The sequence below is a fragment of the Halobacterium salinarum DSM 3754 genome, assembly GCF_008124605.1.
Classification (GTDB): Archaea; Halobacteriota; Halobacteria; order Halobacteriales; family Halobacteriaceae; genus Halobacterium; species Halobacterium salinarum.
The window spans coordinates 44,877-68,044 of sequence record NZ_VRYN01000005.1; the positions used below are offsets into that span (position 1 = coordinate 44,877).

The 23,168-nt window shown below is 68.9% G+C and carries 22 protein-coding genes and 1 pseudogene; 11 read left to right on the forward strand and 12 right to left on the reverse strand.

All coding sequences use genetic code 11. The features are described from left to right. Window position 1: 1 nt before the first annotated feature. From gyrA to APQ99_RS09945, 5 genes are all read left to right on the forward strand, one after another. On the forward strand, window positions 2–2,476 hold the full coding sequence (gyrA, locus tag APQ99_RS09930; RefSeq protein ID WP_136361259.1) for a DNA gyrase subunit A: 2,475 nt from the start codon (window positions 2–4) through the stop codon (window positions 2,474–2,476). A 133-nt stretch (window positions 2,477–2,609) separates the two neighbouring features. Further along, window positions 2,610–3,143: an Rrf2 family transcriptional regulator gene (locus APQ99_RS09935; protein WP_010902626.1), complete on the forward strand. Its 534-nt coding sequence runs from the start codon at window positions 2,610–2,612 to the stop codon at window positions 3,141–3,143. A 45-nt stretch (window positions 3,144–3,188) separates the two neighbouring features. Continuing rightward, window positions 3,189–4,358: an NAD(P)/FAD-dependent oxidoreductase gene (locus tag APQ99_RS09940; RefSeq protein WP_136361260.1), complete on the forward strand. Its 1,170-nt coding sequence runs from the start codon at window positions 3,189–3,191 to the stop codon at window positions 4,356–4,358. Between the two features lie 42 nt (window positions 4,359–4,400). Continuing rightward, window positions 4,401–4,556: a hypothetical protein gene (locus APQ99_RS12605; protein WP_168731185.1), complete on the forward strand. Its 156-nt coding sequence runs from the start codon at window positions 4,401–4,403 to the stop codon at window positions 4,554–4,556. Next, a complete protein-coding gene (locus APQ99_RS09945; protein WP_209000318.1) occupies window positions 4,556–5,077 on the forward strand; it encodes a GrpB family protein in 522 nt (173 codons plus the stop codon). The genes APQ99_RS12605 and APQ99_RS09945 overlap by 1 nt, the downstream gene beginning before the upstream one ends. Here the strand turns inward: APQ99_RS09945 and APQ99_RS09950 are convergent. The 8 genes from APQ99_RS09950 to APQ99_RS09985 form a co-directional block, all read right to left on the reverse strand. Continuing rightward, window positions 5,074–5,895, reverse strand: a complete 822-nt coding sequence (locus APQ99_RS09950) for a nucleoside phosphorylase (RefSeq protein WP_010902630.1) — start codon at window positions 5,893–5,895, stop codon at window positions 5,074–5,076. The two genes, APQ99_RS09945 and APQ99_RS09950, sit on opposite strands and share 4 nt — an antisense overlap. A 53-nt stretch (window positions 5,896–5,948) precedes the next feature. Then, on the reverse strand, window positions 5,949–6,353 hold the full coding sequence (gene cdd, locus APQ99_RS09955) for a cytidine deaminase (protein WP_010902631.1): 405 nt from the start codon (window positions 6,351–6,353) through the stop codon (window positions 5,949–5,951). Window positions 6,354–6,403: 50 nt separating this feature from the next. Further along, the gene (locus tag APQ99_RS09960; protein ID WP_136361262.1) at window positions 6,404–7,489 is read right to left on the reverse strand and encodes an ABC transporter permease; all 1,086 of its coding nucleotides are present in this window, start codon (window positions 7,487–7,489) and stop codon (window positions 6,404–6,406) included. Further along, complete coding sequence (locus APQ99_RS09965; protein ID WP_010902633.1) at window positions 7,482–8,705, reverse strand: ABC transporter permease; 1,224 nt, start codon at window positions 8,703–8,705, stop codon at window positions 7,482–7,484. Before APQ99_RS09965 ends, APQ99_RS09960 begins: the two co-directional genes overlap by 8 nt. Then, entirely contained in the window at window positions 8,702–10,222 is a 1,521-nt protein-coding gene (locus APQ99_RS09970; RefSeq protein ID WP_136361263.1) for an ABC transporter ATP-binding protein, read from the reverse strand. Before APQ99_RS09970 ends, APQ99_RS09965 begins: the two co-directional genes overlap by 4 nt. Before the next feature lie 24 nt (window positions 10,223–10,246). After that, window positions 10,247–11,296, reverse strand: a complete 1,050-nt coding sequence (locus APQ99_RS09975) for a BMP family lipoprotein (RefSeq protein ID WP_136361264.1) — start codon at window positions 11,294–11,296, stop codon at window positions 10,247–10,249. Between the two features lie 102 nt (window positions 11,297–11,398). After that, window positions 11,399–12,781, reverse strand: coding sequence for a phosphopentomutase/phosphoglucosamine mutase (locus tag APQ99_RS09980; protein WP_136361265.1), 1,383 nt, complete (start codon window positions 12,779–12,781; stop codon window positions 11,399–11,401). A gap of 45 nt (window positions 12,782–12,826) precedes the next feature. Further along, complete coding sequence (locus tag APQ99_RS09985) at window positions 12,827–13,306, reverse strand: DUF5793 family protein (protein WP_010902637.1); 480 nt, start codon at window positions 13,304–13,306, stop codon at window positions 12,827–12,829. Window positions 13,307–13,482: 176 nt separating this feature from the next. Here APQ99_RS09985 and APQ99_RS12610 point away from each other — a divergent pair, with 176 nt between their 5' ends. From APQ99_RS12610 to APQ99_RS10005, 5 genes are all read left to right on the forward strand, one after another. Continuing rightward, the gene (locus tag APQ99_RS12610) at window positions 13,483–13,629 is read left to right on the forward strand and encodes a hypothetical protein (protein ID WP_010902638.1); all 147 of its coding nucleotides are present in this window, start codon (window positions 13,483–13,485) and stop codon (window positions 13,627–13,629) included. Continuing rightward, entirely contained in the window at window positions 13,613–15,292 is a 1,680-nt protein-coding gene (locus APQ99_RS09990) for a sodium/proline symporter (protein WP_209000319.1), read from the forward strand. Before APQ99_RS12610 ends, APQ99_RS09990 begins: the two co-directional genes overlap by 17 nt. Continuing rightward, on the forward strand, window positions 15,282–15,803 hold the full coding sequence (locus APQ99_RS09995) for a hypothetical protein (RefSeq protein WP_136361267.1): 522 nt from the start codon (window positions 15,282–15,284) through the stop codon (window positions 15,801–15,803). The genes APQ99_RS09990 and APQ99_RS09995 overlap by 11 nt, the downstream gene beginning before the upstream one ends. A 69-nt stretch (window positions 15,804–15,872) precedes the next feature. Beyond that, window positions 15,873–16,145 (forward strand): DNA-binding protein, encoded by a 273-nt coding sequence (locus APQ99_RS10000; RefSeq protein WP_136361268.1) that lies wholly within the window; start codon window positions 15,873–15,875, stop codon window positions 16,143–16,145. Beyond that, window positions 16,129–17,580: a hypothetical protein gene (locus tag APQ99_RS10005; RefSeq protein ID WP_136361269.1), complete on the forward strand. Its 1,452-nt coding sequence runs from the start codon at window positions 16,129–16,131 to the stop codon at window positions 17,578–17,580. Before APQ99_RS10000 ends, APQ99_RS10005 begins: the two co-directional genes overlap by 17 nt. Here the strand turns inward: APQ99_RS10005 and APQ99_RS10010 are convergent. After that, on the reverse strand, window positions 17,550–18,650 hold the full coding sequence (locus APQ99_RS10010; protein ID WP_136361270.1) for an iron transporter: 1,101 nt from the start codon (window positions 18,648–18,650) through the stop codon (window positions 17,550–17,552). The two genes, APQ99_RS10005 and APQ99_RS10010, sit on opposite strands and share 31 nt — an antisense overlap. Window positions 18,651–18,763: 113 nt before the next feature. On the opposite strand from APQ99_RS10010, the gene APQ99_RS10015 reads away from it, so the two are divergent. After that, window positions 18,764–19,999: an aminotransferase class V-fold PLP-dependent enzyme gene (locus tag APQ99_RS10015; RefSeq protein ID WP_244289024.1), complete on the forward strand. Its 1,236-nt coding sequence runs from the start codon at window positions 18,764–18,766 to the stop codon at window positions 19,997–19,999. A 5-nt stretch (window positions 20,000–20,004) separates the two neighbouring features. Here the strand turns inward: APQ99_RS10015 and APQ99_RS10020 are convergent, their stop codons facing one another. The 3 genes and pseudogenes from APQ99_RS10020 to APQ99_RS10030 all read right to left on the reverse strand — a co-directional run. Continuing rightward, the gene (locus tag APQ99_RS10020; RefSeq protein ID WP_136361271.1) at window positions 20,005–22,302 is read right to left on the reverse strand and encodes an ATP-binding protein; all 2,298 of its coding nucleotides are present in this window, start codon (window positions 22,300–22,302) and stop codon (window positions 20,005–20,007) included. Then, window positions 22,292–22,813, reverse strand: coding sequence for a HalX domain-containing protein (locus APQ99_RS10025; protein WP_136361272.1), 522 nt, complete (start codon window positions 22,811–22,813; stop codon window positions 22,292–22,294). Before APQ99_RS10025 ends, APQ99_RS10020 begins: the two co-directional genes overlap by 11 nt. Before the next feature lie 176 nt (window positions 22,814–22,989). Continuing rightward, window positions 22,990–23,168: pseudogene (locus APQ99_RS10030) on the reverse strand (ISH3 family transposase); the annotation flags it as partial.

The window sequence follows — 23,168 nt, forward strand, 5'->3', positions numbered from 1 at the left end:
GATGAGTTCCGAATCACCAGACGTACCCGACGACGTGGCGGATCGAGTGAAGAACGTGCGCGTGGACGAGGAGATGGAGCAGTCGTACATCGACTACGCGATGAGCGTCATCGCGGGGCGCGCGCTCCCGGACGTCCGGGACGGCCTCAAGCCCGTGCATCGTCGCATCCTCTACGCGATGCACGAGTCCGGCGTGACGAGCGGGTCGGGCCACCGGAAGTCATCGAACATCGTCGGGGACACCATGGGGGATTACCACCCACACGGCGACTCGCCGATCTACGACGCGCTGGTGCGGATGGCCCAGGACTTCTCGATGCGGTATCCGCTGGTCGACGGCCAGGGGAACTTCGGCAGCGTCGACGGCGACCCGGCCGCAGCGATGCGGTACACGGAGGCCCGGATGGCCCCCATCGCCGAGGAGCTGCTGACCGACATCGAGAAAGACACCGTCGCGTTCCAGGCCAACTACGACGACCGCCTGACCGAGCCGGCGGTGTTGCCGTCGTCGTTCCCCAACCTGCTGGTGAACGGCTCGTCGGGCATCGCCGTCGGCATGTCGACGAACGTCCCGCCGCACAACCTCGGGGAGGTCATCGACGCCACCATCCACCTCATCGACACCCCCGACTGCACGGTTCTGGATCTGATGGAGTACGTGAAGGGCCCGGACTTCCCGACGGCCGCAAACATCGTCGGGCGGGCGGACGTCAAACAGGCCTACCAGACGGGCCGGGGTCGCGTGCGGATGCGCGCCGAATACCACGTCGAGAGCAACGGCCGCAGGGACAGCATCGTCATCACGGAGCTGCCCTACCAGCAGAACAAGTCAACGCTGGTCGAGCGCATCGCCGACGACGTCAGGGACGGCAAACTGGAGGGGATCACGGACCTGCGGGACGAGTCCGACCGCAACGGCGTCCGCATCGTCATCGACCTCAAGCAGAAGGCCAACACCGACGTCGTGGAGAACCGGCTGCTCGAGAGCCACCTCGAGAAGACGTTCAGCGTCATCAACCTCGCGCTCGTCGACGGCGAGCCGAAGGTGTTGACGCTGAAAGAGCTGCTCGCGGAGTACGTCAGCCACCGCAAGGAGGTCGTGCGCCGCCGCAGCGAACACGACCTGGGGGAGGCCGAGGACCGCGCACACATCCTCGACGGCCGGCTGACGGCCTTGGAGAACGCGGACGAGGTCGTCGAGCTGATCCAGGACGCCGAGGACCGCGACGCCGCCAAGGAGACGCTGAAGTCGGCGTTCGACTTCTCGCAGGACCAGGCCGACCACATCGTGCGGATGCAACTGGGCAGCCTGACGTCCATGGAGGCGGCGGACATCGAATCCGAGTACGAGGACGTGACCGCGCGCATCGAGCGCCTCGAAGAGATCCTCGGCAGCGAGCAGGAGCTCCTCGATGTGATCAAAGACGAGCTCCGGGAGATCAAAACCCAGTACGCCGACGAGCGCCGCACGTCGTTCATCGAGGACACGGGCACGGTGGCCGACGAGGACCTCATCCCGGAGGAGGACACGGTGGTGGTGCTCAGCGAGGGCGACTACATCAAGCGCGTGCCCGCGGAGACGTTCGACGCCCAGCACCGCGGTGGGAAGGGGATCATCGGCTCCGATCTGAAGGACGGCGACCGCGTCTCGACGGTGTTCACGGCGAGCACCCACGACTACCTGCTGTGTTTCACCGACCAGGGCCAGGTCTACCGACTGAAAGTCTATCAGGTGCCGGAGATGTCTCGGACGGCGCGCGGAACGTCGGCGGTGAACATCCTCGATCTCGACGACGGGGAGGAGATCTCGGCGGTCGTCACCGCCGACGACCTCGACTTCGAGGCCGACGACGAGTATCTCACGATGGCGACCCGGAACGGTTACGTCAAGCGCACCAGCGTCGGCGAGTTCGGGAACATCCTCTCGACGGGGATCATCGCCATCGACCTGGAGGACGGCGACGCGCTCGCGGACGTCGAGGTGACCGACGGCAGCCACGACGTGATCCTCGGCAGCGAGGCGGGGATGGCGATCCGCTTCGACGAGGGCGACGTGCGCGCGATGGGGCGCAACGCGCGCGGCGTTCGCGGCATGGATCTGGACGCGGCCGACCGGATCGCCGGCGTCGCCGCGGTCGAATCCGAGGACGACCGCAGCCTCCTGACGGTCACCGAGTTCGGCTACGGCAAGCGCACCCGCATCGGCGAGTATCGCTCCCAGTCCCGGAACGGCAAGGGGCTGGTGGACATCAAGACGGGCGACCGGAACGGCGACGTCGTCTCCGTCGACGCGGTCGGCGACGACGACAGTCTCGTCGTGATGAGCGCGAACGGCCAGATCATCCAGATGCCCGTCGACGAGATCTCGACGGTGGGCCGGAACACGAAGGGCGTCAACATCATGGCCGTCGGGTCGGGCGACGAGGTTGCGGGGGTCTCTGTGCGCGCCGCCGACCAGGCCGACGGCGAAGAGTAGCGCCACGGCGACCGCGCTCGCGAACGCCGCCGCCCGGGAGACTGTTTCAGGAGCGTGTGGATGGCTGCCCCGCGAATAAACTGGAATCAACACCATCGCGGGTTTGAAGTACGTCTGCGGCGAACGCCACGGCATGTCATCAATCGAGCTGACCGCTAGCCAGAAGACCGTCCTTCGCGCGCTCGTCGACCGCTACACCCAACAGGAGACCGCGGTGAAAGGCGAGGCGATCGCCGATGAGGTCGACCGCAACCCGGGGACGATCCGGAACCAGATGCAGAGCCTGAAAGCACTCCAGCTCGTCGAGGGTGTCCCGGGGCCGAAAGGTGGATACAAGCCAACCGTCGACGCCTACGAGGCGCTCGACATCCAGCAACTCGACTCGGCGGCCGAGGTGCCCGTGACCCACGAGGGCGAGGACATCACCGACGTGAACGTCAAGAAAGTGAACCTGACGAGCGTCCACCACCCCGAGCTGTGTCGGGCAGAAGTCCACTTCCGTGGCTCCATCCGGGACATCCACGACGGCGACAGCGTGATCGTTGGACCGACCCCGCTGTCGAAACTCCAGGTGTCAGGCACTGTCGACGGGAAAGACGACGCGAAAGGCGTCGTCATCCTGAAGATCGACGCGATGGAAGCCCCGGCAGACGAACCGGCGCACTGAGTCACTATCGCAGGCTTTGTATCACCGGCCCACCGAATCCTGGCTATGACCACGCGAGTTGTTGTTCTCGGTGCGGGGTACGCTGGTGCGGGGGCAATCGCAGGGCTCGAGTCCGAACTCGGCCCGGACGCGGAACTCGTCTGGGTGGCCGACACGGACTACCACCTCGTGTTACACGAGGCCCACCGGGTGATCCGTGATCCGGGCGTCCAGGAGAAGATCACGATCCCCGTCGAGGACATCAAATCCCGAACCACGGAGTTCATCGAGGATTCGGTCACGGACATCGACATCGACGAGCGCAGCGTCTCGCTTGCGGACGGCGACGACGTCGCGTACGATTATCTCGTCGTCGGCATCGGCTCGGAGACCGCAACCTACGGCATCGAGGGGATGGCCGAACACCCACTGACGCTGAAGAGCCTCGACGATGCCATGGAGATCCACGAGCAGGTCCGGGAGGCCGCCCAGGACGCGACCCGTGACGACCCGGCGAACGTCGTCATCGGCGGCGCGGGGCTGTCCGGCATCCAGAGCGCGGGCGAGGTCGCTGAGTTCCGCGACCGCCACAACGCGCCGATCGATGTCACGCTCGTGGAGGCGCTGCCGGAGATCTTCCCGCCGGGCGACAGCGAGATCCAGGGCGCGCTCCGCCACCGGTTGGAGGACGCTGGCGTGACCATCCTCACCGACGACCCGATCACGGCGGCGTCCGAGGACGCCATCGAGTTCGACGAGCGGGACAGCCTCGACTACGACGTGTTCGTGTGGACCGGCGGCGTCACCGGGCCGAGCGAGCTCAGCGACGTGGAGATGGACGCCGAGCACAACCGCCTGCAGGCGTCCTCAACGCTGCAAGCCGACGACGAACGCGTGTTCGCCGTGGGTGACTGTTCGATGATCTCCCAAGGCAACGACGACGTCGCGCCGCCGACGGCGCAGGCCGCCTGGCAGGCCGCCGACGTGGTCGCGCGCAACGTCGCGCGCGCCATGGAGGGGCGACCGTTGGAGACGTGGACCTACGAGGACCAGGGCACCCTGGTGTCGGTGGGTGAGACGGCGATCGCACACGACGTGGAGATGAGCGGGATCGCAGCGCCGATCCGGACGTTCGGGAACATGCCGGCGAAAGTGCTGAAGAAGGGCGCGGCGGCGCGCTGGATCGCGAAGATCACGTCGTGGTCGCGCGCGATGAAGGCGTGGGACGCACTGTAATCGAACAGTAACTTTCGAGTACCGGCACGACGAAGCGCCGGTATGCCCTCCGGTTTAGTTGCGCTCGTGCTCGGTGCGCTCGTCTCGGTAACAGTCCTTTCGTTCGGTGCCTACGTCGGCGCGCTCCGAGCGCTCGACGTGTACTTCTCCGATCAGGACAGTGTGTTCCTTTCGGACGACGCCGGGCCGCGTGAGTGATGGTCGGGCTAGCGCGCGACACGGTCGAACTGGAACCCCACGACTCGGCGTGGCACGACGCCTACGAGCGCGAGGCCCAGCGCCTCCGCGAACTCGTCGGCGACCGGGTGCTGGACTTCCAGCACGTGGGTAGCACCGCCGTCGACGGCCTGCCAGCGAAACCCGTCATCGACGTGCTCGCCGTCGTTGACGACGACTCGACTGCCGACGACCTCGCCGTGGTGCTGGCGGCTCACGGCTACGAGCACCGGCCGAACGACGACGTGCCCGATCGCGTGTTCCTCGCGAAGGGGCCGCGCTCGGAGCGCACGCATTACCTCTCGCTGGTCACTCGGGACAGCGACTGTTATCGCGAGCAGATCGCGTTCCGGGACGCCCTTCGCAGCAGCCCCGACCGCCGCGAGGAGTACGCCGACCTGAAACGCGAACTGGCGGCCGAACACGCCGACGACCGGCGCGCGTACACGGCGGCGAAGAGTGCGTACGTCGAGCGCATGCTAGCGCTCGTGGACTCGGATTAGTCGAGGCTCATGCCAGCGTGCCACTGGTCGACGCCCGCCGCCGCCTTCCGCTGGTCCATTTTCGCGAGCAGGTGGACCGCCAGGCTCGCCGTTTCCGAAGCGGTTGATTCGCCCTCGGTGAGGAACTCGCCGGTCTCGCGGTTCGCGAACACCGAGCAGACGGCACCGGCGCGCAGGCCGTAGACGTTCGCGAGCGTGCAGATGGCGGCGGCCTCCATCTCGATGTTCTTCACGTTCGCGTCGCGGAGTTCGTCGAGCATCGCGTCGGCGCCGGGCGCGCGGAACCCCTCGAAGCCGTCGCGGCCCTGGCCGGCGTAGAAGGAGTCCGCAGACATCGTGAGCCCGACGTGGTAGTCGTGGCCGAGGCGTTCGGCGGCGGCGATCAGCGCGGCGACGACTTCGTGATCGGCGACTGCCGGGTAGTCCTCGCGCACGTACTCGTCGGTCGTGCCCTCTTGACGGACCGCGCCGCGCGTGATGACCAGGTCGCCGGGTTCCATGTCGGCCTGGAGCGCGCCACACGATCCGACGCGGATGAACGTGTCAGCGCCCGCACGCGCGAGCTCTTCGACGGCGATGGCGGCCGACGGCGAGCCGATGCCCGTCGACGTGACGGAGATCGGCGTGCCGTCGTACGCGCCGGTCGCGGTGCGGTATTCGCGGTGGTGGGCCATCTCCTCGTGGTCGTCCCACAGCGGCGTGATGGTGTCGACTCGCTCCGGGTTCCCCGGCAACAACACGGCGTCAGCGATGTCCTCGGCGGCGACTTCCAGGTGGTATTGGACCTCGTCGTTGGGGTCCTCGCTCGTTCCGGGCATACACCCGCTTCGATGTGCGCCCGCAAAGTGTCTTGGTGTTCGCGCCCGCTGCGCTACGCGTCCAGGTTCGACGCCGTGATGGTGTCCGGCAGCAGCTCGCCGAGCGTGTACGTGACCACGCCGGCGGTGTCGTCGCCGCTGTCACAGAGGATCGTGAGGTCGTCGGCGGCGAACTCCGCGAGCGTCTGGCGGCACATGCCACACGGCGTCACCGCGTCCCGCTGGCTCGACGTGACCGCGAGGCGCTGGAAGTCGGTGTCGCCGGCGCTGACCGCCTTCCCGACGGCGACCTCCTCGGCGTGCAGGCTGTTCGAGTAGTTCGCGTTCTCGATGTTGCAGCCCGTGTAGACCGCGCCGCTTGCGGTGTCCAGTGCGGCCCCGACCTTGTACTCGGAGTACGGAACGTGGGCGGCCGCGGTTGCGTCACGGGCCGCCGCAAGGAGGTCATCGGTGTCCATACCACATGACAGTTCGAGCACGGACAAGAGTCCGGTGTTCCCGGCGCGGGTCAGCGGTCGTCGCCGGACTCGTAGTACTCGCCGGCCGCCTCCGGGATCCGGGTGCGACCCACGAGCACGAGCACCACGACGACCGTGACGTAGGGAATGACTTGAATCAGCTGGGAGGGCACCTCGTAGGGCGTGAACTGCTGGATGCCGATCTGGAGTGATTCCAGTCCGGAGAACAGCATCGCGGCCCCGAACGTCCCCAGGGGGTTGTAGTTCCCGAAGAGGTAGGTGGCGATCGCGATGAAGCCCTTGCCGTCGATCATCGTGGTGCCGTTGCCGACGAACGACCCGACGTGTCCGACCGAGAGCGCCGCGCCGCCCATGCCGGACAGCAGCCCCGAGACGAGCACGCTCGCGTACCGGACGCGATGCACGTTCACGCCCGCGGTGTCGAGGGCGTTGGGGTTCTCCCCGGAGGCCTCCACCCACCGCCCGAAGGCGGTGTGGTTGAGCACGTACCACGACACCGCGACCGCGCCGAACATCAGGTAGACGATGGGGTTGGCGCGCAACAGCACGTGGCCGACGTACGACAGGATGCCGACGCCGGAGTTCACGAACGCGTCGTGGAGGACCGGCACCGTCCACTCGCTGAAGCGGTTGATCGAGGTCGTGTTCTTGCCGCCGAACACGACCGAGGACGCGAACGGGGCGAGCCCGAGCGCCACCAGCCACACCGCGAGCCCGGCGATGATCTGGTCGGCCTCGTACTTGATGCAGACCACCGCGAACAGCCCCGCGAGCAACACGCTTGCGAGGACGCCGCCCGCGAACCCGGTCCACAGCGCGGCGCTGGTGGTTCCGCCCAGCGCCCACGCGACGAGCACCGCGGTGAACGAGGAGATGATGAGCAGTCCCTCCAGGCCGATATTGATGACGCCCGACTTCTCTGCGAAGATGCCGCCCAGCGCCGCCAGCGTGATGGGGACCGCGAGCCGGAGCGCGATCTCCGCCATGATTGGGCGGGACGCGATGCCGAGGAGTTCCCCGGCGACGCTGCCCGGGAACACCACGCCGAGCGCGACGACGACGGCGGCGAGCCCGCCGAGCGCGGCCATGAGGGTGCCGCGGTCCGGCTTACGCATCGACGTCACCCCCGACGCCGAGGCGGCCGCCAAGCAGCCTGAAGAACTCTGGCATCGCGACGAACAGGATGATGAGTCCGCGGAGCACGTCCACCAGCGCCGGCGGAACGTTCGTCCCGAACCCGATGGCAGCGGACCCGCTTTTGAGCACGCCGAACAGGAGCGCGGCGAACCCGACGCCGAGCGGGTTGTTGCCGGCGAGGATGGAGACGGTGATGCCGTCGAACCCGAGCTGTGGGAGGTTCGAGAGCCACCGCCCCTGCACCATCAGCACGAGCATCGCGCCCGAAATACCCCCGAGCGCGCCCGAAATGCCCATGCTCGTGACCATCGTGCGTTTCTCCTTGACGCCGCCGTAGGCGGCCGCCTCGGGCTGCGAGCCGCTGGTGCGGAGGTCGTACCCGAACGAGGTGCGCGCGAGCAGGTACGCGACGCCGACGACGAGCGCCACCGCGAACAGCAGGCCGAGGAGGCTGAAGTTGTCCCGTGGTTGGAACCCGAAGGGGACGTTGGGGATCCGGGCGGCGGCCGGAATGGTGGCGGTCTGCACCAGCGAGCTGTCGGCGGGCGTGAACCACGTCGACACCGCGACGTACGCGAGGTTGGCGGCCACGAAGTTCAGCATGATCGTGGTGATCACCTCGTTGGCGTCGGCGTACGCTTTCAGCGCGCCGGGGATCGCTCCCCAGACGCCGCCCGCGAGTGCGCCCGCGACGATGCCGACGGGGACGAGCACGAGCGTCCCGACAACGCCACCCGGAACGAGCGGGGCGGCGTAAACGGTGGCGAGTGCGGCGGCGAGCGCGCCCAGGAGCAACTGCCCCTGCACCCCGATGTTGAACATGCCCGCGCGGAACGACACTGCGACCGCGAGCCCGGTGAACACCAGCAGCGTCGTGGACCGGAGCAGCGACGCCACCCGGAAATCCAGGGGCGTCCAGGTGCCGGTCCCGAACAACACCTGCTCGGGGTGGCCGATCGCGCCGAGGAACAGCTCGCTGTAGACCGCAAACGGATCGTAACACGACGGCGTCCGCACGCCGAAGATGGTGGGGTGCGTGGTGCACGAGGCCGCCAACCCGGCGAGCGTGACGATCACGAAGCCGACGGCGACCGCGAGCACGAGCGCGGCGACGCTGATGACGAGGCGTTCTTTCACCGATGCGTCGACAAGCCGTGCGATCGCGCGCCGCCATCGTGGTGTGTCCTGGCTCATTGTTCCTCCGGGTGTTGGCCGGCCATCAGGAGGCCGAGTGCTTCTTCGGTCACGGTGTCGGGGTCGACTTCGTCCATGACGCGGCCCTCGTACAGCACCGCGAGGCGGTCCGAGAGGCTCGTCACTTCGTCGAGTTTCGAGGACACCAACAGCACCGCAGTCCCCTCGTCGCGGAGCTCAAGCAGGCGCTCGCGGATGAACTCCGTCGACCCGATGTCGACGCCCCGCGTCGGATGCATGACGACGACGAGATCGGGGTCGCGTTCGAACTCGCGGCCCACGATGAACTTCTGTTGGTTGCCCCCGGACAGCGAGGCGGCGGTGGCGTCGGCGTCGCGCGGCCGCACGTCGTAGGTGTCGATGACGTCGGTGGCGTGCGTGCGCGCCGACTGCCAGTCGATGCGGCTCCCGGTGGTGAACGCGGGGGCGCGCTGGCTCCCGAGGATGCCGTTGGCGACGAGGTCCGAATCCATCACGAGGCCGCGCTCGTGGCGGTCCTCGGGCACGTACGCCATCCCGGCCTCGATGTGGTGGCGGCGGGAACGCTGGGTCACGTCCTCGCCGTCGAAGGTCACGGCCCCGGCGTCGGGGACGCGCAGCCCGGTGATCGCTTCGACGAGTTCGGCCTGCCCGTTGCCGTCGACGCCCGCGATGCCGTACACTTCACCGGCGCGAACGCGCATGGACACGTCGGCGACGCGGTCGATGCCGTCCCCGTCGGTCACCGTGAGCGAGTCCACGTCGAGCACCGTGTCGCCGGGCGCGCCGGCGTCGGCGTCGATGTCGAGTAAGACCTCGCGTCCGACCATCAGCTCGGCGAGCTCTTCGCGGGTGGTGTCCGCGGTCGGCAGTGCGCCGACGGTCTTGCCGTCACGCAGAACGGTCACGTCGTCGGCGGCGTGCAGCGCCTCCCCGAGCTTGTGCGTGATGAAGATGATCGTCTTCCCCTCGGCGGTGAGTTCCCCGAGCACCTCGAAGAGGTCATCCACCTCCTGGGGTGTGAGCACAGCGGTCGGTTCGTCGAGGATGAGCACGTCAGCCCCCCGGTAGAGGGCTTTCAGGATTTCGACGCGCTGCTGGACGCCGACGCTGACGTCCGCGACGCGTGCGGTGGGGTCCACGTCGAAGCCGTACCGGTCACAGAGGTCGTCGACGGCGGCCCGAGCGGCCTCGCGGTCCACGCGCAGCCCCCGCCACTTTCGGGGTTCGTTGCCCAGGACGACGTTCTCGGCGACGGTCATCGAGTCCACGAGCATGAAATGCTGGTGGATCATCCCGATGCCCGCGTCGATGGCGTCCCGGGGCGAGTCGAACGCCCGTTCGGTGCCGTCTACGGACACCGTCCCTTCGTCGGGCTCGTACAGCCCGTAGAGGACGTTCATCAGTGTGGTTTTGCCAGCGCCGTTCTCGCCGAGCAGCGCGTGGACGGTTCCCTCTTCGACGGTCAGCGTGACGTCGTCGTTGGCCACGACGCCGGGAAATCGCTTCGTGATTCCCGACAGGGAAATCGAAGTCATCAGTGTGGTCGGGTGTCGGTGCGGCTACGGCTCCGTCGGAACGTCGATGTCCCCGGCGATGAGTTCAGTGCGACTCTTCGAGACGGCGTCTTTGACCGACTGCGGGATCTCGGCGCCGAGCTGGTCGCCGTAGACCGCCGCGACGCCGTCGTCTTCGAGCCCGAGGCGGGTCGTCTCCCCGCCCGCGAAGTTCCCGTTGGCGACCGCGTTGATGGCGTTGTAGACGGCGGTGTCGACGCGCTTGACCATGCTCGCGAGGACGACGTCGGCGAAATCCGACTTGGTGACGGACTGATCGCGGTCCACGCCGATGGCGAACCGGCCGATGTCCTGTGCGGCGCGGAACACGCCATCGCCGGTCGCAGCGGACGCGTGGTAGATGATGTCCGCCCCGGAGTTGAACATCGACCGTGCCTGTGACTGGCCCGCCGACGGGTCGTTGAAGCTGCCGACGTACGACGACAGCACGTCGATGTCCTCGCTGACGTCGTTCACGCCGGCGGTGAACCCGGCTTCGAACTTCTTGATGAGCGGGGTTTCTATGCCGCCCACGAACCCGACCGTGGTGGCGTCGGGGTTGGTCGCGCCGCTGCCCGCGCTGAACTCGCGCTGGGTGAGCAGCCCCGCCAGCTCGCCCACGAGGTAGGAGCCCGCTTCCTCGCGGAACCGGTAGCTCGCGACGTTGTCCTGGTCGACGGTTTCGTCGACGAGCGCCCACCGCTGGTCGGGGAAGTCAGCGGCGTTCGTCGCCAGTGCGTCCTTCTGTGCGTACCCCACACAGTTCACCAGATCGAAGCTGCCGTCCTGGGCGTACTGCTGTTGGTCGGTTGCGAACTCGGAGTTGTTCTCCGGCTGGGACTCCTCGTACGTGATGTCCAGCTCTTTTTTCGCCCGTTCGAGGCCTTGTTTGGCTTGGTCGTTGAACGAGCCGTCGCCGAGACCCCCAGTCCCGTACACCGTGCCGACCTTCGTGGTGTCGCCGCCGCCGCCGCCACTACTACAACCTGCGACCAGCGATGCGCCAACTGTTCCCCCCGCTAGTTTCAGGAATTCCCGTCGGTCGAAATCGGCCATGCGTGCCAATGTTGAGGGTGACAAGTTATGATAAACGTGCCGCTTTCGCCAGCTACTGTGGCCGATTTCGACATATGTGTGTGGCTGTTGTCCGCGACGCGATCAGACGTCGCTGACGGTCGACGCCACGACGTCGGTAACGGCGTCGACGAGCTCGTCGACGTCGCTGCTCTCGGCGTACACGCGGACGTACGGTTCGGTCCCGCTGGGGCGCACCAGCGTCCAGGATCCGTCGGCGAACGCGAGCCGGACGCCGTACTCGGTTTCCACGTCGGCGTCCGGGTGGGCGTCGGGCAGCCGGTCCGCGACGGCGTCCATCACGGCGGCTTTCTTCTCGTCCGGGCAGTCGACGCTGACCTTCCGGTAGGGGCGCTCTGTCACCGGATCGCGGAGCGGCGCGAGACCGCCGGCGTCGGCGACCAGCCGCGACAGCACTGCGGCGGACGCGACGCCGTCGATCCAACCGCCGAACGCAGTGTGGATATGCTTCCAGGGTTCGGCCGCGAACACGACGTCGCTGCCGTCGTCGCGGGCCGCGGCGATGCCCTCGTGGAGCGCCCCCAACTGGACGCGCTCGACGCGCCCTCCGGCCGCCGTGACCCGGTCGTCGATGCGGCCGCTGGCGTTCGGCGTGGTCACCACGACCGGGTCGGCGGCGTCGCTGGTCCGCGTGTAGTGGTCGGCGAGGATCGCGACGATGGTGTCCTCGTGGACGATGTCGCCGTCGCCGTCGACGATGACGATGCGGTCGGCGTCGCCGTCGTGGGCGATCCCGAACGCCGCGTCACCGGTGGCGACGAACTCCCGAAGGTCGGTGACCGTCTCGGGCGTTGGTTTGCTCGGCCGCCCGGGGAAATGCCCGTCGACGTTGGCGTTCAGCGTGACGACGTGCGCGCCGAGCGCCCGCAGGACGTGGGGGGTGGCGACCGCAGCGACGCCGTTGCCACAGTCCACGGCGACCGTGGTCCCGTCGAGGGGCGCGCCGTGGTCGCGCGCGAACGCCTCGACGGCCGCCCGGTAGTCGGGGCGCACCGTCGCCGACTCCGCGCTGCCCCACTCCGCCCACGCGGCGTACTCCGTGTCAGCCGCCACCCGCGTTTCGATGGCGCGCTCGGCGTCGCTGTCGTACTCCCGGCCGTCCGCAAACAGCTTGATGCCGTTGTCCGACGGCGGGTTGTGGCTGGCGGTCACCTGGATGCCGCGTCGCCCCCGGCTCGCGTACGCCAGCGCCGGGGTCGGTAACACGCCGCCGCGGATCACGCGCGCACCGCCGGCGGCCAGCCCCGCAGTGACCGCGGCGATCAGTGCCGGGCCGGTTTCGCGGCCGTCCCGGGAGACAACGAACTCCGGCGTGTCGCCGGGCGCGGTGGTTGCGGCGGCGGTGCCGACAGCCAGGGCCAGCTGTGGCGTGACCGTCTCGACCGCGTCCCCCCTGATTCCTGCCGTCCCGAACAGCTCGACACGACCGTCGTCGGTGTCGTCCATGCGCGACGCCAGCGCGCCCGCACACTTAGCTATCCCTATCTGGGGTTAGAGTTCGACACCGCTGGGGATCAGGCTGCGCCCCCGCAGGAGGTCGCCGTCGCTGCTGTAGACGAGGAACGTGGCCTTCTCGTGGACAACCAGCTCCGTGCCGTCGACCCGGATCTCGACGCGGTACCGCCCGTCGGCGTCGCGTGCGGCGTCGGATTCGCCGTACCGCCGGGCGGCACGGACGAACTGTGTGACGTCGTCGGCGGCGACGTTCAGTTCGAGGATGAAATCACCGGTGACGCGGTTCGTGACCGAAACGACGCCCGCGGCGTCGGTGTCGTCGGCGGCGTCCGTGAGCCGGAACGCCGCGTCCGTCTCCGTGGCTTCCAGTACCGCCCCCGTGGTGTCGGTGAGGCGGTCCCGGAGCGCGTCAGTATCGCCCGTGAACTCGATCACGACCGTCGGCTGTTTCGGTTTGCCGCCGTTCGCAACCCAGTCGACGTTTGACACGTCGAGTTCGAAATAATCCCGGCGCATTCCCTGGCAACACCTTGGGCGGACAGGGAAATGAACGTAACGCTCGTTGTGTGACAATAATCCCGCCCCCGGAGCGGGGGCGACCATGGTCGTGTTAGTTTGGCAGCCGGTCGCCAGCGAACGCATGCCGACGACGTTAGGGTTTTCAGGGTTCGGCGACTCTCAGTGCTGACAACATGGCGGTCGGGACACTCGACTGGATCGGACTGTTCGCACCGTTCGTCGCCTACCTCGTGGCGCTGGTGGTGTACTACGTTTGGGAGGGGCGCCGCGAGCGGCGGCTCCGAGAGCGATACGGGCTCACGGGTGACCACAGTGAGTAACGCGCTCGCCGGGAGCGCGAACGCGTGGGTGCTGGGCGCGTTCGCCGCCTACCTCGTGGTGCTGATCGGGATCGGCGTCTGGGCGAGTCGCTTCATGGACTCCGTGGGGGATTACGTCATCGGCGGCCGCGACGTGGGCCCGGTTGTGACGGGGTTCTCCGAGCGCGCCTCGGAGATGAGCGGCTGGCTCACGCTCGGCGTGCCCGGTGACGCCTACACCACGGGCATTATGGCGTTCTACAACGGCGTCGGCATGATCCCCGCGGACCTCGCGGCGTGGGCGGGGTTGGCCAAGCGCCTCCGGAAGTACAGCGAGATCGTGCGCGCGGTGACGCTGCCGACGTTTTTCGCGACCCGACTCAACGACGACACCGGCGTCGTGAAGGCGGTGTCGTCGTTCGTGTTGATCGTCTTCGAGGGGAGCTACGTCGGCGCGCAGATCGTCGCCGCCGGCACGCTGTTGCGCGTGCTCACGGGCGTCGACATGTGGGTGGGCATCGTCGCGGGCGGCGTCATCGTCGTCGGGTACACGATGCTCGGCGGCTACTTCGCGGTGGCGTGGTCGGACTACTTCCAGGGCGCGATCATCCTCGCGGCGTTCGCGATCCTGCCGATCATCGCGTACACCACTTGGGGGCTGCCGTTCGCCGACCTCGCGGCGATGGACAACGGCGCGTCGCTGACGAGCATCACCGGCGGCGCGACCGGTTGGGCGGCGCTGTTCGGCATCATCTCGTACGCCGCGGTCGGGCTGGGCATCCCCGGGAACCCACACATCATGGTGCGGTTCATGGGGATCGACCGCGTGCGCAACGTCCGCACCGCAGCGGTCGTCGCACAGCTGTTCATGTTCGTCGCGTACATCGGCGCTGCGCTGGTGGGACTGTACGCACTCACGCAGTTCGGCGGCCTCGAAAACACCGACAACGCGATGCCGCTGGTGACGCTGGAACTGCTGCCGAGCGCGGTCGCCGGCGTCGTGTTGGCGGCGGCGCTGGCCGCGATGATGTCGAGTGCGGATTCACAGCTGTTGGTCGCGACGAGCGCCGTCGTCGAGGACGTCTACCACGGCTTCCTGAACGAGCAGGCAACCGAAGCCCAGCTGGTGCGGTACTCGCGGTACGTCACGCTCGCGATCGGGTTCGCGTCTATCGGGTTCGCGTACGTCGCCCGGAACACGCCGATCTACGAGCTGGTGTTGAACTACGCGTGGGGCGGGCTGGGCGCGGCGCTGGGGCCGTTGTTGATCGCCGTGCTGTGGTGGCGCCGCGTCACCGCGGCGGGCGCAGTCGCGAGCATGGTCACGGGCACGGCGACGATGATCCTGTGGACGCAGTGGCCCACCATCTTGGGGCCGGAGACGGTCAACAGCGTCCACCCAGCAGTGTCGGGGATGCTGACCGTGTACGGGCTGTTCCCGGCGTTCGTGGTGTCCGCGGTCGTGCTCGTGGTTGTGTCGCTGTTGACAACGCCGCCCGACCAGGACGACGTTTCGGAGGCGTTCGACATGATGCATCGGCCGTTGGCGGCGATCACGGACGACGACAGCGACGGCAGCGAGTACGCCACCGACGGCGGGCGCCCCGATCCGGCGCCGATCACTGAACACGACAGCATCCGGTCCCACGTCGCCGACACCGACTACTGGACGGATGACGACTGACGGCGGCCAGTCGATCCCATCGGTCCCCGCGGGTGACGACGACCAACGGGTCCGCGAGCACGCCACGCTGGACGTGATCGCGCCCGCGATCAGCCGCGACGAGGTGGCTGCAACCGGCCGGGTCGGCGCGGTCGCGTATCCGTATCTCGTCTACCGCGCCACGGCCACGATCAGCCGGCGGTTCCTCGGCGACCGCGACACCGAGTACGTCGTCAGCCTCGACCGCGCCCGCAGGCTCCCGCTGCGCGCGGACACCCACCCGGAGACAACCACCCGAACACTCGCCGACGTGCTCGTGGTGCCGCCCGCCGTGGACCGCGAGCAGTCCCGGGCGCTGGCGCGCGACGCCGTCTTCAAGTGGACGCTGCGGTCGTATTCGCTGGGTGCCGCCCCCGAGATCGAGCTGTCGGCGCCGGTCGCGGCGCACAAGCTGTTCTGGCTCGCCGCCCGCGACGGCGGCGACGTGATCGTGGACAGCGTCACCGGCGACGAGCGCCCGCTGGCACCGTAGCGCGCCGGCGAGCACGCCCGACCAGAACATCTTCAACCCGGTGGCTGTTAGCCACTGCATACTGACCCCATGACGACAGCACAGCACGCGACCGCCGTGCCCGCGGGTGAGACGCCGGCAGCCGTCTGCGAGTACTGCCAGCGCCCCTTCCCGTCGGCAACGCGGCTGACCTTACACAAGGGCACCGACCACCCACAGCGCATCGACGACGCCGAACGGGCGGCCTTCCAAGACGCATACCTCGCCGAAGAGAACGACTTGCGGTCGTTCCGCCTCCGAGCGCTGGCAGTGCTGGTGCTCGTGTACTTCGGGTTCTTGATCATGTATGCCATCCTCGCGTGACTGGGAAGGTGTCGGGCGCGTGCTGCGAACGCCGGCGGTCCGCATCGGCGCGCAGTTCGTGGTGTGGTGTGTGGCGCTGGCGGCGCTGGCGGGCACCGTTGGGGCGTCCAACGGCCTCACGCTCTCGAAGTCCCCCAAGGACACCTTGGCGGTGCCGCGGTGGTTGTACCTCGCGACCGGCGGCGCGACGATCGGGGCGTCGGCGTTGCTCGCGAGTTTCGTCACCGACCGCGCGTTCATCGCGCGCCTCGACGACTGGTCGTACCCGCTGCCGTCGGCCGGCCGCCTGCGCCGGCTGGCCGTGTGGGGCGGCCGGACGCTCGGCGTGGTCGTGCTCGTGTTGGCGGTGTACCTCGGGTTCACCGGGCCGGCGCTCCCGACCGCGAGCTTCACGATCCTGATCGCGTTCGCCGGCGGGCGGGCCGCGCTCCCGATCCTGTCGTACGTCGTGGGCAACGTGTGGCCGATCCTGAACCCGTGGCGCGCGATCGCGACCGTGCTCCCGTCGGGGTTCGTCACGTATCCGGCGTCCCTGAAGCGGTGGCCGGCCGTCTGTGGACTGCTCGCGTTGGTCTGGGTGGAAGTCGTGTTCCCGATCAGCACGGTGCCGTCGGTGCTGGCAACGGTGTTGGTGGTGTACTCCGTGGTGACCGTCGCCGGCGCGGTGCTGGTCGGGCCGGAGGCGTGGTTCCACAACGCCGACCCGGTGTCGGTGATGCTGCGGTGTTACGGGGCCGTTGGGATCGTGCAGCGATACCCCGACCGGGTGCGGGCCGTGCTCCCCGGCAGCCGGCTCCAAGACCCCGACGTCGTCACGGACCGCTCGGACATCGCGTTCGTCATCGGGCTCGTCTGGGAGCTGACCTACAGCGGGTTCATCACGACGACAGCCGGCGACACGACGATCCGAACGCTCACAGCCGTGCTGCCGGCCGGCTCCACGACCAACCGCGCGATCGTCGTGTACACGGCGGTGTTCCTCGCCGGCTACGCCGTGTTCTTGGGCGCGTACCTGTACGCGGGCCGGTGGTCGCGCCGGCTCTCGGGGACGTATCTCACCAGCAGAGCGCTCGCGGTGCGGTTCGCGCCGCCGCTGCTGGCGGTCGCGGCCGGCTACCACCTGGCACACTACGCCACACTGGCCGTCTCGTTGGCCCCCGCGATGGTTGCCGTCAGCGCGTCGCCGCTGGTGCCGCCGCCGAACCCCGTGGTGTTGTCACCGCCGGGCTGGTTCAACGCCGCCAGCATCGCGTTCGTGCTCGCGGGGCACCTGCTGGCGGTGTGGGCCGCACACACCGCCGCCTACGACGTGTTCCCGCGGCGACTGGTTGCCATCAAAAGCCAGTACCCGTTCGTGCTCGTGATGATCGGGTACACCGTCGTCAGCCTGTGGCTGCTGTCGCTTCAGGGTGCCGTGCCGCCGTTCGTGGGGTAGGACACCGTGGCCGTGCCGCCGGCGGCCCGGAACGCGGTCTCGTAGCCGTCGTGGCGCGCGAGCTGCGGCGGCGTGTCGACGGTGATCGTGAGTGTCTCGCCGCCCGCAAGCCCCTCGACCGGCGCGCCGTAGTAGGCACCGAGATCGGGGTCGAGCGAGGGGGCCAGCGCGCCGTCGAAGCGCGTGACACCGCTGGCGTCGGTCGCGGTCAGTGACAGCGCCATCCGCGGGAGGAGAATGCGGTTGTACGGGGTGCGTGGGGACACCACCACGTACGGCTGGCCGTCGGCACCGAACCGCGCGCCGTCGCGCACCACGGACACCGCCAGCTCCATGCCGTCGACGGATGGCGCTCCGAGAACCGTGCCGGGCAGCGCCGACTCCGCGGGCGCAACCGGCTCCGGCACCCCGTCCATCGACATCAAATCGACGGTCCCGGGGTCACCGGCCCGGTCGCGGAGGCGTCGGTATTCGAGGTTGTAGGTGTCCGCCGGGTCGAACGTGAACGGGATGGTCGTGGACGCGCCGGTATCGAACGCGTCGCCGAACGGCGCGGTGCGCGTGATGCCGACCGGGCCGACTGTGAGCGTGGCGTCGTACGTCCCCGACCCCGGGAGCGCGACGTTGTCCCCGTAGTGGAACCCCATGTTCGGGGAGAGCATCGGCCAGAGCGTCGTGGTGCCGACAGTCGCACCGTCGTCGTCAGTGATCGTGATGGAGGGATCCACCGGCAGGATCGCCCCGGACTCGGTGTCCCAGACGGTCGCCATCAGGTGGACGGTGTCCTCGGCGTCGACGACCACCTTGGTCTGTGCGGTGCCGGTGACCGTCCAGAACCGGTGTGGGAACGAGTGCATGAGCGCGAACCCGACGCGGCCGCTGCTGTCAGTGCCGTAGACGCTCATGCCTTCGACGACCGCCGGATAGTACACGCTGTCCGGGCGGTCCTCGGCGAGCGGCGGGTCGCGCCACGCCGACTGGCGCTCGAAGCCAAGCGCGCCGAGGCAGCCTGCGAGCGCGGCGGTGCTTCCAAGCCCGGCGCTTGCGGTGAGGAACGCGCGGCGGTTCATACGCGTGCTACGGGCACCGGCGGAGGTATGGGTTCCGGTCCAACACTGGCCACGCCGGCGGGAGCGTGCCAGCCGGCACCACGTTTATCGGTCTGACACCCCAGGAGGCAGGTATGGACGACGGGGCGTTCGACGCGTCGCGGTCGGCAGCGCGAATGCGGGACGCGGACGCCGCGCTCACCGGGCTCCGGGAGCGCTTCGAGCCGCCCGGCGACGGCGTCGCGTTGACCGCCGCGACGCTCGGGGCCCACGGTGACGACGCAGCGGCGACACTGCAGCGGGCGGTCGACCAGTGGCGCGCCCGTGGCGACGGGGCGTGGACCAACGCCGAGCCGGCGTGGGCCGACTACGCCGAGCTGCTGGGGGATCGCGTGGCGGGACTCATCGGCGCGAAGCCGTCGGAGTGTGTCGCCGCCGGCGGGTCGCCGAGGACGATTGCGCGCCGGCTCGTCACCGGGTTCCGGCGTGCCGCCGACGGCGACACCGTGGTGGTCCCCGAGGGTGCCGCGGGTGCCACCGGCGAGGAGCCGGCCAGCCCCGTCGTGACCGTGGCTGCGGACAGCGCCGGTGCCATCACGCCGGCCGCGGTCGCGGACGCAGTCACCGACGACACGGCGGTCGTGTACCTGCCGTCCGTGCGCCCGTGGACGGGCCAACTGCTCGCTGTCGACGCGATCACCGAGATCGCGCACAGTCACGGCGCGTACGTCGGCTTTGATCTGGCGCACTCGGCGGGCGTGGTCGACCACACGCTCCACCGCAGCGTCGTCGATTTCGGGGTGTGGTCCAGTCACCGCTACCTGAACGCCGGCCCGGGTGCCGTCGCCGGGCTGTTCGTTCACGACGACAACGCCGACATCTCCGCGCCGGCGCGCACGGCGTGGCTGACCCCCGACGACCCACCGTCCACGGGGGCGGCCGCCTCCCACGCCGCCGAGTGGCAACACACACCGGTCGACGTGTACGCCGCCGCGCCGCTGTTCGGCGCGCTGGACGTGAGTACGGCGGTCGGGATCACTGAGCTCCGCGCACACTCGGTGGCGTTGACGTGGTACGTGATCGGGCTGGTGGACGCCCACGTGCCGGACTGCCACGTGCGATCGCCGCGTGCGGCCGAGCGCCGCGGTGGCCACGTCACGCTCACCCACCCCAACGCCGAGAGCGTCGCGCGCGCCCTCGATGCGCGCGACGTTGCGGTCGACGTTCGGCCGCCGGACGTGCTGCGGGTGGCGCCGTCGCCGTACTACGTCAGCCACGAGGACATCTGGGTGGCCGTAGACGAACTCGAAACCGTGCTCTCGACGGCCGCCCACGAGCAGTCCCCGGACACCGACGCGAACCCGCCGTAGTCGTCCTACGTCCGGAAGGGCGCGCCCGGCGGCGTGCCGTCGGTGCGGAACTCGAAGCGCGCCCCGCCGTCGGCGCTGTCGGTGAGCGTGACCCGCCACCCGTGTGCGTCCACGACGTTCTCGACGATGGCCAACCCGAACCCGGTTCCCGTGTCGCTGAACGTCGTCCCGGATTCGAAGACCACGTCGCGTCGGTCCGGCGGCACGCCGACGCCGTCGTCAGCAACGTAGAACCCGGGGCCGTCGGCGTCCGGGAGCGCGCCGACGGTCACGGTGATCGGGGCGCCGTCGACCGGCGGCTCGCCCGCATCGGGGCGTCCGTGCTCGACGGCGTTCCGGAAGAGGTTCTCGAGTAGGGACCGGAGCCGGGTCGGGTCGGCTTGGACCGTCGGTGGGTCCGCGACCTCGATGGTGGCGGCGGTCGTGGCCACGGTCTGCCAGGCGTCCGTGGCGGCCTCGGCAAGCGCCACCGCGGTGGTGTCGTCGAGGCTGTTGCCGTGGCGCGCCAGCGCCAACACGTCCTCGATGAGCGTGCCCATGCGGTCGAGGGCCTGCGTGGCGCGGTCGAAGTGCTCGCTGGCACCCGTCTCTTCGGCCAACTCGACCCGGCCGCGGGCCACGTTCAGTGGGCTGCGGAGGTCGTGGCTGACGATGCTTGCGAACTCCTCCAAGCGCTCGTTCTGGCGTTCGAGCTCGCGCTCGCGTTCCTTGCGGTCCGTGATGTCGGTGTAGACGGCGAAGCCGTGCACGCTGGGGTCGGCCAGCCGGAACGGCGCGACGTCAAGCAGGAAGTCGCGGACGCCGTCGGTGGTCCGGCGCTGGACCTCAACGTTGACCGTCTCCCCGGCTTTCATCTTCCGGTTGTACGCCGCGGCGTCCCCGCGGGTGTCATTGGGGACGATGTACTCGTCGATGTTCTCGCCCGCAAGATCCGCTTCCGTCCACCCGAACACCGTCTCGAAGGCGTTGTTGACTGACTGCACGATGGGCGCGCCGTCCTCGATGACGAAGCTCGCCGTGGGGCTGGGGACGTTCTCGAACAGGGCGTGCAGCCGGTTGCGCTCCCTGCGGAGGTCGGTCTCCCGGTCGCGGAGGTGGCGCGCGTGGCGCGCGTGATCGAGGGCGGCGGTGGCGTTCGCCGCCAGGATGCCGGCGAGGTCGCGGTCCAGGCGCGACAGAACGCCCGAGCGTTCGGCACCGACGATGAGGACGCCGTGGTCACCGAGCGGGAGCAGGTACTCCTCTTGGATCTTCGTCCGAGCGTTGGCGACGTTCGGGTGGGAGGGCACCTCGGTCACCCACCGTGGGGTGCCGTCGGTGTAGACCTCCCAGGCGATGCTGTCGCCGGCTTCCAACGCCGGGAGATCGGTGCCGGTGACGGCGTCGGCCGCAGCGGCGGGCACGAGCGCGTCCGCGTCCGCGAAGAACAGGCCCACGTGGGGCAGGTCGATGAGCGCCGTTGCGGCGTCGATCACGATCGACGCGATCGCTTCCCGGTCTTCGGTGTCGAACATCCGGCGGGTGGCGTCGTGGAGGCTCGTCAGCGCGCGCTCGCGCTCCACGTGCTCGGTGACGTCCCGCAGCTCCGCGAACGCGTCGACGCCGTTGGCCGCCGGCAGCGGATGGACGATGACCGTGACCACCGTGTCCGTCGCGGTCACCGTCGTGGTGATCCTGCGGCTGCTGTTGCCCGGCGCGAACGCGTCGGCCGCCGCGTCCACGAGCGTTGGGAGGCGGTGCCCACACAGCCCGGGTGCCGGCAACTCGAACAGCGCGTTCGCCGACTCGTTGGCGTGCGTGATCGCGGTCGGAGTACCGTCTTCGATGCCGTACAGGACGAGGGCGTCGTCGGCTGCCTCGAAGAGGGCGTGGAAGCGCTGCTCGCTGGCCTCGGCGCGGCGCTGGGCGTCGAGGCGCTGGATCGCGCTCGTGGCGTGGGCGGCGAGCTGCGTGAGCACTGCCACGGTGTCGTCGCCGCCGGCTGCGGGGGGCTGGAACACCTGCACGACTGCGTGGTCGTCGACCGGCACCGTGACCGCGTCGCGAGCGGTGGTGCGGACGACGGTCCCGGAGTCCAGGGCGCGGGCCGCCGGCTGGGTGGCCAGCGTCTCGGGATCGGCGTCGCCGGTCCACCCGTGGACCGATAGCCCGTCGGCGGCGGCGGTGGCGACGCAGGCGGGAGCCGCGACCGCATCGTCGACCGCCTCGACGAGCGCGTCGAAAACGCGGTCCACGCTGGTCGCGGTGGTGATTGCGGCCGCAGACTCCAGGACGGTGGCGGCGTCCCGTCGGCTACCCGTCATCAGTGTCGCCGTCGGGACCCGATAGCTGCCGGAACAGCACCTCGTAGTCCGCGTCGTCGAAGTCCGCGACGACGTCGTCGAGGTCGTCCCGGAGGCTCGCGAGGTCCGATTCCAGGGCGGAGAACTCCGCGGAGTCGGTGATCGTCGGGTCGTCCGACTCCGAGAGGAGTGCTTGCTTGCGCGCTGCCGCGAAGAACTCGGCGACGGTGTCGTCGTACGTCGACCGGCGCTGCAACCGTCCAACCGTCTCAAGCAGCGTGTCCCTGTCGACCGGCTTCTGGAGGTAGTCGTCGAACCCGAGGCCGATGATGTCTAACTCCGGTTCGACTGCGGTGACCATTGCGACCCGGCATTCGATCCCGCGCTCGCGGAGTTCGTCGAGCACGTCGTCGCCGGACACGTCCGGCATCTGGCGGTCGAGCAGTGCCACATCGATGGTGGGGTCGATGGCGTCGATCGCCTCAGTTCCGCTGTACGCCGTTTTGACGTCGTAGTCGTCTTCAAGCCAGATTCAGTACCTCACAAAGCATCGCCAGTTAGCCTGACCTGAGCCATCTGTTCTGTTGTGATGAGTCGTCAGTAACGGTCGAGCAACGCTGATCGAAGAGGGAGCTGTCGCTGTCGGCGGCAGTCAGCCGCCGACGCGACAGCGTTGCCACTCCTGAAGGGAGCTTGCTCGGTCGGTGACTACCGGTGGAACCGGTCGTCAGGTGGCCGATTCGCGGGGACGGCCCGACGCACCGCGAGGGCCGTCCACGCAGCCCGCCGAACCATATTCACGAACTCCTTGTACGGCCACCACCAGAGGCGACGCCCGCCTCGGCGCGGCGTCGCCACGTATTCGTAGTGCAGATACCGCCACGCAT

Bases quoted from the DNA above. Each gene is read 5' to 3' on its own strand.
- APQ99_RS09965 (WP_010902633.1), bottom strand. From the start codon at position 8,705: ATGAGCCAGGACACACCACGATGGCGGCGCGCGATCGCACGGCTTGTC.
- APQ99_RS09960 (WP_136361262.1), bottom strand. From the start codon at position 7,489: ATGCGTAAGCCGGACCGCGGCACCCTCATGGCCGCGCTCGGCGGGCTC.
- APQ99_RS10015 (WP_244289024.1), top strand. From the start codon at position 18,764: ATGGACGACGGGGCGTTCGACGCGTCGCGGTCGGCAGCGCGAATGCGG.
- APQ99_RS09975 (WP_136361264.1), bottom strand. From the start codon at position 11,296: ATGGCCGATTTCGACCGACGGGAATTCCTGAAACTAGCGGGGGGAACA.
- APQ99_RS09970 (WP_136361263.1), bottom strand. From the start codon at position 10,222: ATGACTTCGATTTCCCTGTCGGGAATCACGAAGCGATTTCCCGGCGTC.
- APQ99_RS10005 (WP_136361269.1), top strand. From the start codon at position 16,129: ATGCCATCCTCGCGTGACTGGGAAGGTGTCGGGCGCGTGCTGCGAACG.
- gyrA (WP_136361259.1), top strand. From the start codon at position 2: ATGAGTTCCGAATCACCAGACGTACCCGACGACGTGGCGGATCGAGTG.
- cdd (WP_010902631.1), bottom strand. From the start codon at position 6,353: ATGGACACCGATGACCTCCTTGCGGCGGCCCGTGACGCAACCGCGGCC.
- APQ99_RS10010 (WP_136361270.1), bottom strand. From the start codon at position 18,650: ATGAACCGCCGCGCGTTCCTCACCGCAAGCGCCGGGCTTGGAAGCACC.
- APQ99_RS09985 (WP_010902637.1), bottom strand. From the start codon at position 13,306: ATGCGCCGGGATTATTTCGAACTCGACGTGTCAAACGTCGACTGGGTT.
- APQ99_RS09995 (WP_136361267.1), top strand. From the start codon at position 15,282: ATGACGACTGACGGCGGCCAGTCGATCCCATCGGTCCCCGCGGGTGAC.
- APQ99_RS12605 (WP_168731185.1), top strand. From the start codon at position 4,401: ATGCCCTCCGGTTTAGTTGCGCTCGTGCTCGGTGCGCTCGTCTCGGTA.
- APQ99_RS09940 (WP_136361260.1), top strand. From the start codon at position 3,189: ATGACCACGCGAGTTGTTGTTCTCGGTGCGGGGTACGCTGGTGCGGGG.
- APQ99_RS09950 (WP_010902630.1), bottom strand. From the start codon at position 5,895: ATGCCCGGAACGAGCGAGGACCCCAACGACGAGGTCCAATACCACCTG.
- APQ99_RS12610 (WP_010902638.1), top strand. From the start codon at position 13,483: ATGGCGGTCGGGACACTCGACTGGATCGGACTGTTCGCACCGTTCGTC.
- APQ99_RS10020 (WP_136361271.1), bottom strand. From the start codon at position 22,302: ATGACGGGTAGCCGACGGGACGCCGCCACCGTCCTGGAGTCTGCGGCC.
- APQ99_RS10000 (WP_136361268.1), top strand. From the start codon at position 15,873: ATGACGACAGCACAGCACGCGACCGCCGTGCCCGCGGGTGAGACGCCG.
- APQ99_RS09945 (WP_209000318.1), top strand. From the start codon at position 4,556: ATGGTCGGGCTAGCGCGCGACACGGTCGAACTGGAACCCCACGACTCG.
- APQ99_RS09935 (WP_010902626.1), top strand. From the start codon at position 2,610: ATGTCATCAATCGAGCTGACCGCTAGCCAGAAGACCGTCCTTCGCGCG.
- APQ99_RS09980 (WP_136361265.1), bottom strand. From the start codon at position 12,781: ATGGACGACACCGACGACGGTCGTGTCGAGCTGTTCGGGACGGCAGGA.